13 protein-coding genes are annotated in these 12303 nt (G+C 69.1%); 7 read left to right on the forward strand and 6 right to left on the reverse strand.

Features of this window, described 5'->3' with window-relative positions; translation table 11 throughout:
- Positions 1-12: 12 nt before the first annotated feature.
- From ACFQWG_RS01555 to ACFQWG_RS01565, 3 genes are read right to left on the reverse strand one after another with little or no spacing between them, the layout of a single operon-like run.
- Positions 13-486 (reverse strand): hypothetical protein, encoded by a 474-nt coding sequence (locus ACFQWG_RS01555; RefSeq protein ID WP_380971480.1) that lies wholly within the window; start codon positions 484-486, stop codon positions 13-15.
- Entirely contained in the window at positions 486-926 is a 441-nt protein-coding gene (locus ACFQWG_RS01560) for a helix-turn-helix domain-containing protein (protein WP_380971482.1), read from the reverse strand. Before ACFQWG_RS01560 ends, ACFQWG_RS01555 begins: the two co-directional genes overlap by 1 nt.
- A 13-nt stretch (positions 927-939) precedes the next feature.
- The gene (locus ACFQWG_RS01565) at positions 940-1464 is read right to left on the reverse strand and encodes a hypothetical protein (protein ID WP_380971484.1); all 525 of its coding nucleotides are present in this window, start codon (positions 1462-1464) and stop codon (positions 940-942) included.
- Positions 1465-1806: 342 nt separating this feature from the next.
- Here ACFQWG_RS01565 and ACFQWG_RS01570 point away from each other — a divergent pair, with 342 nt between their 5' ends.
- A complete protein-coding gene (locus tag ACFQWG_RS01570; protein WP_380971486.1) occupies positions 1807-2367 on the forward strand; it encodes a hypothetical protein in 561 nt (186 codons plus the stop codon).
- A gap of 128 nt (positions 2368-2495) precedes the next feature.
- Here ACFQWG_RS01570 and ACFQWG_RS01575 read toward each other — a convergent pair whose 3' ends face one another.
- Positions 2496-3704 (reverse strand): trans-sulfuration enzyme family protein, encoded by a 1209-nt coding sequence (locus ACFQWG_RS01575; RefSeq protein ID WP_380971488.1) that lies wholly within the window; start codon positions 3702-3704, stop codon positions 2496-2498.
- Positions 3705-4015: 311 nt separating this feature from the next.
- Here ACFQWG_RS01575 and ACFQWG_RS01580 point away from each other — a divergent pair, with 311 nt between their 5' ends.
- The 5 genes from ACFQWG_RS01580 (at position 4016) to ACFQWG_RS01600 (ending at position 9183) form a co-directional block, all read left to right on the forward strand.
- Entirely contained in the window at positions 4016-4972 is a 957-nt protein-coding gene (locus ACFQWG_RS01580; protein WP_380971490.1) for a nucleoside hydrolase, read from the forward strand.
- 66 nt (positions 4973-5038) lie between these two features.
- Positions 5039-6367 carry an ABC transporter substrate-binding protein gene (locus ACFQWG_RS01585; RefSeq protein WP_380971492.1) on the forward strand — a complete coding sequence of 443 codons (1329 nt, stop codon included), beginning with the start codon at positions 5039-5041 and terminating at the stop codon, positions 6365-6367.
- A complete protein-coding gene (locus ACFQWG_RS01590; RefSeq protein WP_291495248.1) occupies positions 6349-7302 on the forward strand; it encodes a carbohydrate ABC transporter permease in 954 nt (317 codons plus the stop codon). Before ACFQWG_RS01585 ends, ACFQWG_RS01590 begins: the two co-directional genes overlap by 19 nt.
- Positions 7303-7367: 65 nt before the next feature.
- Complete coding sequence (locus ACFQWG_RS01595; protein WP_291495250.1) at positions 7368-8189, forward strand: carbohydrate ABC transporter permease; 822 nt, start codon at positions 7368-7370, stop codon at positions 8187-8189.
- A 79-nt stretch (positions 8190-8268) separates the two neighbouring features.
- On the forward strand, positions 8269-9183 hold the full coding sequence (locus ACFQWG_RS01600; protein WP_380971494.1) for a ribokinase: 915 nt from the start codon (positions 8269-8271) through the stop codon (positions 9181-9183).
- A gap of 47 nt (positions 9184-9230) precedes the next feature.
- On the opposite strand, the gene ACFQWG_RS01605 is transcribed toward ACFQWG_RS01600, so the two are convergent.
- Both ACFQWG_RS01605 and ACFQWG_RS01610 read right to left on the reverse strand, forming a co-directional pair.
- Positions 9231-10253: a LacI family DNA-binding transcriptional regulator gene (locus ACFQWG_RS01605; RefSeq protein ID WP_380971495.1), complete on the reverse strand. Its 1023-nt coding sequence runs from the start codon at positions 10251-10253 to the stop codon at positions 9231-9233.
- Positions 10254-10403: 150 nt separating this feature from the next.
- A complete protein-coding gene (locus ACFQWG_RS01610; RefSeq protein ID WP_380971497.1) occupies positions 10404-11024 on the reverse strand; it encodes an arsenate reductase/protein-tyrosine-phosphatase family protein in 621 nt (206 codons plus the stop codon).
- Positions 11025-11163: 139 nt separating this feature from the next.
- Here ACFQWG_RS01610 and ACFQWG_RS01615 point away from each other — a divergent pair, with 139 nt between their 5' ends.
- Positions 11164-12234: a 3-isopropylmalate dehydrogenase gene (locus tag ACFQWG_RS01615; protein WP_380971499.1), complete on the forward strand. Its 1071-nt coding sequence runs from the start codon at positions 11164-11166 to the stop codon at positions 12232-12234.
- Positions 12235-12303: the final 69 nt, after the last annotated feature.

Consider the following 12303-nt stretch of genomic DNA (forward strand, 5'->3'; position numbering starts at 1 on the left):
GGCTCGTTCAGCTCATGGCGTCTGGCCGTAGTGGTCAGCGTTGATCTGATCCGGAGCGCTTCCCGGCCGGAATACTCCTTCGCCATACAGCGAGATCGGGGGCAGGAGCTGGGAGGGTAATCGCATCTGAGTGAGTAGCCCGTCGAGGATCTGCTGGGCGTAGGACCGGAGGTGAGGCGCTGCCACCGAGTTGGCGAACTCGAAGAAGGGCTCCTTGGCGAATACGGCGTCGCTGGGGATGGCGTAGTTCGTGGCAACGTCGATCGAGGCGGAGGTCAGCGCGTCGGAGGTCACTTCGATGGCCAGACGGAAGGAGGTGATCTCCGGCTTCACGAAGTAGTAGCCCGTCAAGGAACACGTCACCTGTGAGCCGTCGGCCTTCTGGTTTCCGACTGTCTCAGCCTGAAGGTCGACGCCGAACAGCACATCCTCCGACGCCGTCATCGCGCGCGCCACTGCCTCGAACGAGTCCAGAACGGCGCTCATCAGGCTGCCAGAGCGTAGCTGGAGCGGGTCGGACGGGCGTGGCGCGCCGCTTCGGTGTCTCCCTCTGTACCGGCTGCCGCAGGACCGACCGCTGGCGAGGTCGGCTTCCAATGGGCGATCCGAGCGGTCGATCCTCCCGCCCACGTGGATGAGACGATGAGCCCGTCGCGCGTCGTGACCGCATGCTGGACCTGTGCGCCCACCGCGAGGGCGTATCTGCGAAGTGTTGACAGCCGAGGGTCGTTATCCTGGCTCTCAATGCCGGCAATGGTGGGTTGAGAGACCCCCATGATCTCTGCCATCTCACGTTGGCTGAGTCCTGCGCGCTTACGGGCCTGAATCAACGCCCATCGCAGATCGTTGTCTGCCTCGGCCAGCTTTTCTGCGTGGTCGATCAGTTCTTCCATCGAGCGTGAGTTCAGCTGCTCCCTGTAGCTCATAGCCTTGAACCTATCATTGATTCAGGCATGAAGAGCAGTGATCCACATGACCCCAACGGCATGGTCTGCCCCGCTCGTACCGCCGCTGTGCCTGGGCCATCGCCCGATCCTGAGCCTGTGCGATCTCGTCGGCCGAAAGGCCATCCGTCGACTTCTGGTGGAAGAGCATCACCGCCACATCGGGATCCCCGCACTCCGGTTCTCCGTGGTAGAAACGGAAGGCGCCGAGCCTGGCGTCTTGGACGCGCAGCTCCCACATGTCAGGTTGAGAGGCGGCCGGCTCGAATGCTCCGGTCCGTCCCTCGGGGAGCATGCCCCTGGCGAACGATCGAAGTTGAGCTCGGGACGCACCAATCAGGCTCGCCTCGGCCTGCAAGGCTGCGATCCCTCGCAGGCCCGTCTGCTCCACCGCCACGCGGGCGACCTCGGTGATCTCACGGCTGACATCGACATCCTGGAACCTCCCAAGATGGACGGACGCCGAGGTTGCGCGTCGCCGCGCGCACACTGATCGCCTGCCTGCACCCTTGCTTCCCATAAGGCGATGGTCTCATCGGCCATAGGCGACTGGACCTGAGGAAACCGGGTGAGCTCGCTGCGTCGTGGCGGGGCATGGTGACGGCCGACCGGACCGCGTCTCGCAGGATCGCGCGACCTCCGTTGTCCCGCCTCGCCGAAGACGACCACCTAGCACGCATTTCCTACGGCATCTCCCCCGAGCCCAGCGCTTTGTCTGCGACACCCAAATCGGCCGGGCCGCGCGGTGCGAGACCCGACAGCTGATGGACTCCGCGGCTTGCGGGACGGCGGGCGGCCGCAGCCGTCGTGGTACGGCGCGGGCGTCCTCGTCAGGAAAGACGTCGTTGGAGAGGGGAGCGACGTGAGCGCGAGCCGCCGGTCTCCGGCGCAGCGTCGGAAACGGCGCCTGTGGCGCGGGATTCTCGCGGGGCTCGCATCGATAGCGGCGGTCGTCGCCGCCGGGTTGCCGCTCTACGTGTTCCCACCGGTCAGCAGCCCCGAGCCCGCCGACGTCGTGTTCGTCATCGGCCCGCCTGACCAGTGGCGCCTCGACTGGGCGCAACAGCTCCTCGCGGAGGGAACAGCGGGCGCGCTGATGATCTCGACGCCAGACCCGGACGCCGAGAGCCTGTGCGCCGCCGACGAGCCCAACCCCGTCGAGTGCGCCCGCCCGGACCCCTTCACCACACGTGGCGAAGCCCGGTGGCTGCGTTCAGAGATGGCGGCCCGCGGCTGGTCCCGCGCCATCGTCATCACGGTGACGCCGCACGTGTCCCGCACCCGGGTGGTCTTCGATCGCTGTATTCCCAGCAGCGTCCAGGTCGTTGGCCGTTCCACCGGCCTGAACCTGGCGAAGTGGGCCTACCAGTACCTCTACCAGACTGCCGGCTTCATCAAGGTGGCACTCAACCCCGGATGCTGAGCGAGACGTGCTCGGGCATGCGACGGCGTCCAGCGACATGGGCCTGCTCTTCAGACGACGAGCCTATGGCACCGCGGTCACCAGTCGAGACCTTCCGAGGAGCGGCCCTCCTCCGGCGCGGCGACCGGTCAGGCCCCCGGGAACGTCTGGTCGAGGGCGGCGCCGACGTCGGCGAGCAGGTCGTCGGTGTCCTCGATGCCGACGGAGAGGCGCAGCAGGCCGTTGTCCTGGAAAACGCGCGGGAAGTTGACGACGTGGGGCTCGTCGGGGGAGACCTGCGCGATGAGCGACTCGTCGTGGCCCAGTGACACGGCCGAGGTGATGAGGCGAAGATTCGAGACGAACCGGTTCTGCACCTCCGGTCCGCCCTGGACGCTGAAGGCGATCACGGCGCCGGCGCCGGCCGGGAACTGGCGCGTGGCCGCTTCGTACTGGGGGTGCGAGGCGAGGCCGGGGTAGTGGACCAGCGCCACGCGCGGGTCCGATTCCAGGCGCTCCGCCAGCGCCTGCGCGTTCGCGGCGTGCTGGCGCAGGCGCAGGGGGAGGGTGACCGAGCCCCGCATGATGAGCCAGGCGTTGAAGGGGCTGATGATCCCGCCGACGTCGACCATCGCGTCCGCGCGCACCGGCGCGATCAGCTCCGCACGTCCCAGCACGGCCCCGCCCAGGGCGTCTCCATGCCCGTTGATGTACTTCGTCAGCGAGTGGACGACGAGGTCGGCGCCGTCCTCGAGCGGGCGGTACCAGCCCGGAGGCGTGAAGGTCGAGTCGACGCTGAGCAGCGCCCCGTGCCGGTGCGCGACCTGCGCCAGCGCGGCGATGTCGGCGACGCGCGTCGTCGGGTTAGCGATGGCCTCCGTGTGGATGAGACGGGTCTCGGGCCTGATCGCCGCCTCGACGGCCGATGGGTCCGATGTGTCGACGAACGTGGCCGTCACGCCGTACTTGCGGGGGAGGAGCTCCTCCAACAGCCGGCGCAGCGCGACATAGCCGATGTCGGTGGCCACGACATGGTCGCCGGAGCTCAGAGTCGTGAAGAACAGAGCGTGCAGCGCCGCGACGCCCGAGGCCAAGACGACCGCGTCCTCGGCGTGCTCCAGTGACGCGAGCTTGCGCTGGAGGCCCAGTTGGTTGGTACCCGAGTTGCGGGTGTAGAGAGGTGTGTCCGTCCCCGACCAGCTGATCGTGGTCGGGTCCTCCGGGAGCGCGTACGAGTTCGCCATGACGATCGGCGTGCGGATGGGATCGCCCGCGGTGGAGGCGATGTTGCCGGCATGGACCGCACGGGAGGACTCGCCGAGCGTCGCCGGATCGTGGCGGTCGGGGTGAAGGCTCATGCGGGCGAGCCTACGGGGGGCCGTCACGCGGCAGGCCGGCTGTTCGCATCGTGTGCCTTCGTGACGCGGCGCGGCCGGCTCCGCGGGCTCCCAAGTCATGGCTGGCTGTGCGTTTCTGCGAATTCTGAGCGGAAGCGGCCGGTGGGCCATGACTTGGGAGCGTGCGTCGCGTGCCGGCCATGACGTCGGAGGCCGCGCACGCGGGGACGCCCTCGTCGATGGCGACAGAGGCGGCGCGGAGAACGTTGACAGCGCGAATCAACACGTGTCATACTCCGTCAACAACACGTGTTGAACGAGGAGGTTCACGAATGGTCGCACTTGTGCTGGACACGGACCTGGCAATGGGGGCGCCAGGGTCCGACATCGACGACGGCTTCGCCCTGGCGCTCGCCGTCGCAGACCCCGACATCGACCTGATCGCCGTCACCACGGTGAACGGGAACACGGACGTGGACACGGCCACGATCCTCACCGGCGAGCTGCTGCGCAGGCTCGACCGGCAGGGCATCCCCGTCCACCGGGGCGCCGAGCTCCCGCTGCTGCGCCCCAAGGCCCGGCCCCGTCCTCCCACACCGGACGTCGCCGACCCCGACTTCCGCGGCACGACGCCCGAGCCGGCTGCGGCCGCACTGGTCCGGCTCATCCGGGACAACCCCCACCAGATCACGATCGTCGCAGTGGGGCCGCTCACCAACATCGCGCTGGCACTGCGCCTGGATCCCGGCATCGCCGAGCTCGTCCGCGAAGTCGTCGTCATGGGCGGAGTGTTCCTGGGGCAGACGAACCGGCGCGACATGCCCGGGGAGTTCAACATCTGGGTCGACCCCGAGGCCGCGCAGATCGTCGTCGGCTCGGGCGTCCCCCTGCGCTTCGTCGGCCTGGACGTCACGCTGCGCGTGCGCCTGTCGACGGCGGACGCCCAGGCGCTGGAGGACTCGGACTCGCCGTTCGCCCGGTTCGCCGGCCAGCACACGCGCGCGTGGATCGCCCACCAGGCCGAGGCGCACCCCGGTTCCGAGGTCGACCGCGACTCCTGCGCGATGCACGACCCGCTGGCCGTCGCCGCCGTCACCCACCCCGAGCTGCTCCAGTGGGCGCCCGCCCACGTGGCCTTCGCCACCGGATCGGAACGGACGCGCGGAATCGCCGTCGCCGATCTCCTGGACTCGAGCACGCCTCCCGAACCGAACTGCCGAATCGCCACTGACGTCGACGCCGAGGCCTTCCGAGCCCACTTCATCTCGCGGATCCAGTCGATCCGTTAGCCGCAGGCACCTGCGGAGACCACCCTGCCCTTGGGCAACGACGCACAAGTAAGGAGCATCATCACCATGTATCGCCTCGCACGACATGCCACGCCGGTGGCTGCAGTGGCAGCCCTCGGACTGGCGCTCACCGGTTGCTCGAGCGGAGGAGGACAGTCCGACGCCGAGTCGTCCTCGTCCGACTGGTCGATCCCCACCTCCGACCCCACCGCGACGATCCAGGTCCTCTCGATCCTGTCCCTGGACTCCGACGGGATGCAGGACGTCGTCGACGCCTTCGAGAAGGACCACCCCTCGATCACCCTCGAATGGGAGACCGTCCCCTTCTCCGATCTGAACTCCGTCGTCGACTCCCGCGTGAGCCAGAAGAACGGCTCCGTCGACGTCTACTGGGCCGACCAACCGCGCATCGCCTCCCTGGCCTCCAGAGGCTACCTCGAGGACCTCACAGGCCCCTTCGAGGCGAGCTCGGAGACCTGGGACACGACCTCGAAGGACGCCAGCAGCTACGACGGCAAGCTCTGGGCCGTCCCGATCGCGACCTCCTCCCAGCTGCTCTTCTACAACAAGGACCTCCTGGACGCCGCGGGCGTCGAAGCGCCTTCGGCCGACCCAGCCCAGCGCATCACCTGGGAGCAGCTGTCGAGCGACGCCGCCAAGGTCCAGAAGGACGGCGGAGCCAAATGGGGCTTCATGTTCGGGCAGTTTGACCGCTACTACCAGATCCAGCCGCTCCTCATGGAGATGGGCGGCAGCACCGGAGTCACCGGGGATGACGGACTGACCGGGGACGTCACCAGCGACGCGTGGGTCCAGGCGCTCGATTGGTACAAGTCCATCTTCGACGACGGCATCGCGCCGCGCGGCGAGGAGGAGATGCAGGACGAGTTCATCGCCGGCAACACCGCCTACATCGAGCAGGGGACGTGGCTGATCGACTCCCTCGCCGACGTCCCGTTCAACTGGGGGGTCGCCGCCAACCCGACCTTCGAGGGCAAGGACGCCGTCACGCCGACCGGCTCGTGGTCCCTGGGGATGAGCCCCTACTCCGACCAGAAGGAGGCCTCCGCGATCTTCATGGACTGGATGTCCTCCACCGACGGCGGCCAGTACTCGGTCTACAGGCCGTCCCCCGAACTGCCGGCCACGCAGGAGGGACGCGACACGTACTTCGCGCGAGACGTGTTCGCGACCGAAGCCGGGAAAGACGCGAAGAACATCATCGACTACGAACTCGCCAACACGGCCGTGCCCAGGCCCAGCACCATCGGCTACGTCGAGTTCGAAGAGGTCCTCAACCGGGCGTTCGCCGACGTCCGCAACGGCACGGATCCGAAGTCCGCGCTCGACAACGCCGCCACCCAGCTGGACTCCGCATGGGCGGTCTACAAGTGACCTCGAAGGTCTCGGGCATGACGCCTGCCGGGGGCGGGAGGGCAGTCACCGCCCGCCCCCGGCGGCGCAGCCGGCGCGAGGCGGTGTGGGCAGCCGTCTTCCTCGCCCCCGCCGTCATCGCGATCCTCGTCATGCGTGTGGCGCCCGGCATCGACGCGGCGTGGTCCAGCCTGTTCAAGGCCCTGCCCGGGGGCCTGGCGGAACCGACGTTCGCGGGGCTGTCGAATTACGGGAAGCTCTTCTCCAACCCCGACTTCGTCGCGACCCTGGTCCGCACGATCGTCTTCAACCTCATCATCAACCCGCTCCAGGTCTTCATCTCCCTGGTCCTCGCGGTGCTCATGACCAGGAGGATCCCCGCGCGCGGGGCATGGCGGACGCTGCTGTTCGTGCCCGCCACGATCCCCATCGTGGGCTCCTCGATCGCCTGGGGGGCGGGCCTGCGCCAGGACGGGCCGGTCAACGCGATCCTCAAGGCGCTGGGAGGGCAGCCTCAGCCGTTCTTCACCTCGGCGTCCCAAGCGCTGGCCTCGATCATGCTGGTCGCGACCTGGATCGGCGTGGGGTACTGGATGATCTTCCTCATCGCCGGCCTGGAGGACATCCCCCGGGAGTACTACGAGGCGGCGAGCATCGACCGCGCGGGACCGCTGCGGACCTTCTTCTCCCTCACGCTGCCGCTGCTCAAACGCCAGCTGCTCTTCGTCCTGGTGGCGGACACCGTCGCGAACTTCGTCCTGTTTGTCCCCGTCCAGATGCTCACCAACGGCGGGCCGCAGAACAGCACGACGTTGCTGATGTTCGACGCCTACCGGACGACGTACGGCTATGGGAGCCGCAACCTGGGAGCCGCCGAGGTCGTCATCCTCATGATGATCATGCTGTTCTTCGTCGGGCTGCAGTTCGCACTTCTCAACGAGCGTGACAAGAAATGACAACCAACCCACTCAAGAAAGCGGGACCCGCTCCCGTCAGCCGTTCCGGCCGGCGGACATCGCCCGTGAGGACGGCGCTCCTCCTGCTCGCGGCCGTCGTGCTGTGCGCGGTGTTCATCCTGCCGGCCCTGTGGATGCTGCTGGGCTCCTTCCGGCCCTCCGCGCAGATCCTGTCCTCGCTCAGCCCGCTGTCGTGGCACTCCCTGTTCCCAGAGAGCTTCAGCTGGGACAATTACTCCAGCCTCCTGCTCGGGAGAGGATTCGGGCGCAGCCTGGTCAACTCGGCGATCGTATGCCTGGCCTCCGTGGCCATCGGCCTCGTCATGTCGCTCATGGCCGCCTACGCGCTCGCCGTCCTGGAGTTCCGGGGACGGGGCATCGCGTTCGCCTTCGTCATCGTGGGGTTCATGGTCCCCTTCGAGGCCGTCGCCATCCCGCTGTCCGACCTGTTCACGCAATGGGGGCTCGCCAACACCTACCTGGGGCTGATCCTCCCCGGCATCGGGAACGGCCTGGCGATCTTCAACCTCCGGCAGTTCTTCCTGGGCATCCCCAAGTCCTATCGCGAGGCCGCGATGCTCGACGGAGCGTCGGAGCCGAGGATCCTGCTGGGGATCTACGCTCCCATCAGCGTCCCGGCGTTGATCAACACCTCCCTCCTCATCTTCCTCGGGCAGTGGTCCTCCTACCTGTGGCCGCTCCTGCTGGTGTCCAAGACCGACATGCAGGTGGCCCCCGTCGCCCTGGCGAACACCTTCGGCGAGCACGGGGTCGACTACGGCCAGAACTTCGCCGGCGCGATCCTGCTGTCCCTGGTCCCGGCGATGATGATGCTCATCCTCCAACGGTTCTTCGCATCGGGGGCATCGTCCAGTGGGGAGAAGTGACACCAACTCCGGGCCGTCGCGGACACGATCCGCTGACCGGAGACGAGAACGAGACGATCGGAGTCAGACAGTGCGCGGTGTGGTGGTTGTCGGGTCTGCGAACCTGGACCTTCGGCTCAGGGTCGGGGAGCTCCCGCAAGCAGGGGAGACTGTGCTGGCCCTCGATCGTTCCCACCACGTCGGCGGAAAGGGAGCCAATCAGGCGGTCGCCTCCGCCCGGCTGGGCACGGCGACCGCTTTCGTGGGCTGCGTCGGCGACGACGAGGACGGGCGCACCATCCTGCGGGCCATGCAGGCCTCGGGGGTCGATGTGCGCGACGTCGAACTCCTGGGCGGGGTCGGCACGGGACTGGCGGTCGTCGTGGTCTCCGAGACGGGAGAGAATTCGATCACCGTCGATCCCGGAGCGAACGGGAGACTCCCCTCGGAGCGGGTCGCGCGCGTGCTCCGACGACGATGCACCGCCGACACGGTGGTCGTCCTCCAGGCGGAGATCCCCGTCCCCACCGTCATCGAGGCGATCCGCGTCGCCCATGGCCTGGATGCCCGGGTCATCTTCAACGCCGCGCCCTTCACCGCGCTCTCGCGCGACGTCCTCGCGCAGGTCGACTACCTCATCGTCAACGAGGTCGAGGCGGGCGAGCTCCTGGGCGATCGGACTCTGGTGGGCGCCTCACCGAGCCGGGCGGTCCAGCAGGTCGCCGGCCTGGCCCTTCGCGGCGGCGTGATCACCGTCGGCGGCCAGGGCGCGTTCTGGGCCGATGCCGCGGGCACGAGCGGGCATATGCCCGCCATCGACGTGCCCGTCGTCGACACCACGGGAGCGGGTGACGCCTTCGTCGGAGCGTTCTCGTCGGCGATCGCCGAGAGCGCGACCCTGCGTGAAGCCGTGAGCCTGGGGGTGCGGGCGGGCAGCTTCGCGGTCCAGCGCGAGGGGGCCCAGCGTTCCTATCCGCGGGCCGGCGACCTGGCGGAGGTCGGCCCTCTGGGGTGAACCGGATCTGCGGTGCCGCGGCTGCGGGTGCGCCTGGGGAGGAGTTCTCAGGCGCACCCGCAGCTGCGTCCGATGCGCAGGTTCCCCTCGACGGTGAGGTCGCGTGGCTCGAGGTCGGCAGAGGCCACCCGCCGCTGGAGCTCCTCGACGGCCATTGCCGCGATGGTCTCCAGTGGCTGCCGGAACGAGGTCAGGGGCGGGACCAGGCTCGCTCCGAGGCGTGTCCCGTCGAAGGAGGTGATCGCGATGTCCTCCGGCACGCGGATCCCCAGCTCCGAACATGCCCGGAGGACCCCGATGGCCTGGACGTCCGAGCTGACGAAGAGGCCCAGGGGCTGGCCCGCCCGGAGGGCGTCCGCGAAGGGGCCGAGATCGATGAGCTCCCGCAGGGCGGCGTACCCGCCTTCCTCGGTGAACGGAGCATTGGCGACGAGGTCCTCCGAGGCGGGCAGGCCCAGACGGTCCTGCTGACGGCGCCATCCCCGGATCCTGTCCTCGCTGGAGAGCAGGTCGCGGGGGCCCGCGACGCACGCGATCCTGCGGAGCCCGTGTCCCTGGAGGTGCTCCACGCACATCTGGGCCCCGTGGACCGAGTTGATGCAGACACTGGAGAACCCCGGCGCCGCCGAGGCCCTGTCCACGGCGACAGCCGGCACGCCCTCGGCCGCGCGCGCGATCATCGGCTGGACGCGGCTGGAGATCACCAGAAGCCCATCGACGCGGCGGTCCACGAAGGCGTTGACATAGCGGAGCTCCCGGGATGGGTCCTCGTTGGTCATCCCGATGAGAAGCAGGTTCCCCGAGTCGAAGACCCGGCGTTCGATGCACTCCGCGAGCTCAGCGAAGTAGGCGTTGGTCGGGGCGGGGGTCAGCAGCCCGATCAATCGCGTGTTGAGCCCCCTCAGCGCCTGCGCCACCGCATTGGGCCGATAGCCGAGGGTCTCGATCGCCCGTTCGATGCGCGCTCGCGCCTCGGGGGAGACCTTTCGCGGGCCGTTGTTGAGGACGTAGCTGACCAACGCCGGCGAGACCCCCGCGAGGCGGGCGACGTCCGCGCGTGTCGCCGGCATGGCACCGCCTTCCCCAGCATCGCCAACGGTTTGAGGCGGAGGCCGGCGCATGCGCCCCGACAGCAGGGACATCCGGCACGGCCTCTGTCGAACATCCTAGAGGAGATGCCGGTCGCGTCGCCGGATCCGGCGGTACGACCCCGCGAGCCTTCAACGGCTCCAATCCACTTGGACCGCCAGCAGCGCGGTGCAGGCCGCGATGCGTTCTGCGGCGGCGCGGGCGGCCGCGGGGCCTCGGCGATAGGGGTCGGGGATCCAGTCCCGGTCGCCGGGGGCGCGATGGCCGCCGGCGAGCCCGGGGAGGTCCGACAGGGGGAGAAGGGCGTGCCGGGGCGCCGCGTCGAGGGCGGAGGCGACCTGGCCGAGTCCCGCGACCTTTCCGAGGTGCTCCGGATGGTTGGAGGTGATCCACTCGGCGTGCTCCGGGCCGAAGACCAGGACCAGGGTGGCCTCCTTGAGGCGGCGGCCGGTGAGCTGGCGGGCGGTGTGGGAGGTGTCCTCGATGCCCAGGCGTCTGGCCTCGGCGGCCATGAGGCCGTCCATCGGGTGTCCGGCCAGGGCCATGATCCCCGCAGAGGAGACCTGGACGAGCGAGCCGGTCCCGAGAAGGTGCCTGAGGGAGGCGGCGGCGAAGGCCGATCGGCAGATGTTGCCCGTGCACACGAACAGCACGCGGGGGGCCGTCCGCGGTGCGGGGGCGTCGTCCTCGTCTCCGTCGGGTGCGGTTCCCCCGGAGGTGAGCCGCAGCCATGCGGGCGCTTGTGACCCCATCGGGGCCTCCCTTCCCTCGGTGCCGATGTCCCCCATTCTCCCTCCGGTCGCTCGCGGCCGTCCGGTGAGGGCCCGGCACCCGGATTCGCATGACGGACGCCGGCGGCGGCTCGCCGCCGAGGCCGCTCACAATGTCCCCATGACGCAGACGCTCAACCTGGCAGTGATCCCTGGCGACGGCATCGGGCAGGAGGTCGTGCCCGAGGGCCTCAAGGTCCTCTCCGCGGCGCTGGCCGGCTCGGAGGTCACGGTCGCCACGACCTCGTTCGACCTGGGGGCGGCGCGCTGGCATCGGACGGGGGAGACCCTGACCGATGCGGATCTGGAGAGCCTGAAGACCTTCGACGCGATCCTGCTGGGCGCGGTGGGCGACCCGTCCGTGCCCTCCGGCGTGCTCGAACGCGGGCTGCTGCTGCGCCTTCGCTTCGAACTGGACCAGTACGTCAACCTGCGTCCCTCCCTGCTCTACCCGGGGGTCCCCACCCCGCTCGCCGCCCCCGGCGCCATCGATTTCGTCGTCGTGCGCGAGGGCACCGAGGGCCTCTACGCCGGCAACGGCGGGACCGTGCGCGAGGGCACTCCACACGAGATCGCCACCGAGGTGTCCGTCAACACGGCGTTCGGCGTCGAACGCGTCGTGCGCTACGCCTTCGCGAAGGCCGCCGCCCGGCCCGCCCACCATCTCACCCTCGTGCACAAGACGAACGTCCTGGTCAACGCCGGTGGCCTGTGGAAGCGGACCGTGGACCGCATCGCCCAGGAGTACCCGCAGGTGCGCGTCGACTACAGCCACGTCGACGCCGCCACGATCTACATGGTCACCGATCCGGGTCGCTTCGACGTCATCGTCACCGACAACCTCTTCGGCGACATCCTCACCGACGAGGCCGGCGCGATCACCGGGGGGATCGGCCTGGCGGCCTCCGGGAACATCAACCCCGAAGGCGCCTACCCCTCGATGTTCGAGCCCGTCCACGGCTCGGCCCCCGACATCGCCGGGAGAGGCCTGGCGGACCCCACCGCCACAATCGCCTCGGTGGCGCTCATGCTCGACCACCTGGGGTACGCGCGGGAGGCCAGGCGGGTGCAGGACGCGATCTCCCAGGACATGGCGGAGCGCGCCGCCGGAGACGGGACGGACGCGGGGACGTCTGTGCTCAGGCGCTCCACCGCCGCGATCGGGGACGCGATCGCCCAGCGGCTCGGCTGACACCTGCCCGGGAGGCGGACCGGTTCTTTGGTCAGCATGTCGAGGGGAGATATCATCGGCGTCATCGCC

Source organism: Schaalia naturae, assembly GCF_042665795.1.
GTDB lineage: Bacteria > Actinomycetota > Actinomycetes > Actinomycetales > Actinomycetaceae > Pauljensenia > Pauljensenia naturae.

Coding starts and splice junctions, on each gene's coding strand:
- ACFQWG_RS01575 (WP_380971488.1), bottom strand. CDS start 3,704: ATGAGCCTTCACCCCGACCGCCACGATCCGGCGACGCTCGGCGAGTCC.
- ACFQWG_RS01555 (WP_380971480.1), bottom strand. CDS start 486: ATGAGCGCCGTTCTGGACTCGTTCGAGGCAGTGGCGCGCGCGATGACG.
- ACFQWG_RS01585 (WP_380971492.1), top strand. CDS start 5,039: ATGTATCGCCTCGCACGACATGCCACGCCGGTGGCTGCAGTGGCAGCC.
- ACFQWG_RS01605 (WP_380971495.1), bottom strand. CDS start 10,253: ATGCCGGCGACACGCGCGGACGTCGCCCGCCTCGCGGGGGTCTCGCCG.
- ACFQWG_RS01590 (WP_291495248.1), top strand. CDS start 6,349: ATGGGCGGTCTACAAGTGACCTCGAAGGTCTCGGGCATGACGCCTGCC.
- ACFQWG_RS01560 (WP_380971482.1), bottom strand. CDS start 926: ATGAGCTACAGGGAGCAGCTGAACTCACGCTCGATGGAAGAACTGATC.
- ACFQWG_RS01580 (WP_380971490.1), top strand. CDS start 4,016: ATGGTCGCACTTGTGCTGGACACGGACCTGGCAATGGGGGCGCCAGGG.
- ACFQWG_RS01565 (WP_380971484.1), bottom strand. CDS start 1,464: ATGGGAAGCAAGGGTGCAGGCAGGCGATCAGTGTGCGCGCGGCGACGC.
- ACFQWG_RS01615 (WP_380971499.1), top strand. CDS start 11,164: ATGACGCAGACGCTCAACCTGGCAGTGATCCCTGGCGACGGCATCGGG.
- ACFQWG_RS01610 (WP_380971497.1), bottom strand. CDS start 11,024: ATGGGGTCACAAGCGCCCGCATGGCTGCGGCTCACCTCCGGGGGAACC.